Below are 1080 nucleotides of genomic sequence, written 5' to 3'. Positions count from 1 at the left end.
TCTTCCGGCTGATACTCAATGCTGCCGAACAGGGAGCGGAACGTTGGGTTGTCGTCAACGATCACCGGCGCACCGGCCAGCCCCGCGTTGTCCACCAGCAGATTCACCCGGTAACGGGACAAGACGTCCGCCAGTTCTTCTTGGCGGAGTTCTTCATCGACGTCGGACACCCGGAACAACTCCAGGTTGTCGAGCACGTCGTGCATGACCTGCTCCAGATAGGCGCCGAGCTTGGCGGCGTCCTTGATCTGCTTCTTCAAGCCCAGGCGGATCTCCTGCAATTCGTGGTCCAGCAGCGGCTTGACGACCTGGCGTCGCAAGGCGGCCAGGCCTTCATTCATGACCCGCTCCATTGGTCGGGTCTTGTCCAGAAAGCGGGTGATTTCTTCGCGCAACTCCTGCTCGGCCTGGTCAATGCGGGCGCGCCGCTCCTTCGGTAAAGAGCGCGCCTCGCTCTCGGTCAGCGCATTGCCTTTTTCGCCAAGCAAGGTAAACACCAGTTGGCCGTTTTCGCGGTACAGCGCGAAACTGCGGGCTTCCGCGAAGGCGTCGAGTTCAGCGTAGGCCTTGGTCTCCTCGAGCTTGTAAATTTTTTCAATATGCTCGCTTTCAGCCTTGAAATCCTGGCCATCCAAGCGCTGCGGAATTTCTTTTTCCAGCGTCTTGCACATCTGCACCATGAGTTGTCGCAGCAAACGTCCCTGCCCTGGCGGCATGCGCAAGGCCCGTGGTTTTTCGGGTGCATCAAAGTTGTGCAGGTAACACAAATCAGGGGGTACCGCCTTGCTGACGGCCACCGCCTGCATTACCTGCTGCAACAGTGAAGAGCGTCCGCTGCCGACCTCGCCCAGGACAAACAGGTTGTAGTCAGGTTGATCCATGCCAAGACCAAAACGCGCGGCAGTTTGTGCGCGCTCCTGCCCGATCCAGGGCAGCGGGAGTTGCTGCAACTCGGAGGTATCAGAAAAACCGAGCGATGCAGGATCAATGGTGACGCGCAGGTCGGCGGGCGTCAGGCTGGAAATGGGCATTTTTGTTATTCGCTAAGCAGGTTTGACACGATCTCCTGGCTCAGTGTTA

At 58.5% G+C, this 1080-nt stretch carries 1 protein-coding gene; it reads right to left on the bottom strand.

The window, feature by feature from the left end:
• On the bottom strand, positions 1-1031 hold a 1031-nt coding region (locus tag B3V69_RS19885; RefSeq protein WP_296449300.1), incomplete at its 3' end, for a Lon-like protease helical domain-containing protein.
• Between the last annotated feature and the right edge of the window lie 49 nt (positions 1032-1080).

The organism is Rhodoferax sp. UBA5149, assembly GCF_002413825.1.
In the GTDB taxonomy this organism is placed as follows: domain Bacteria; phylum Pseudomonadota; class Gammaproteobacteria; order Burkholderiales; family Burkholderiaceae_C; genus Rhodoferax.
The sequence above is the reverse complement of the archived record's forward strand: the minus strand, read 5'-3'. Positions and strand labels throughout refer to the sequence as shown.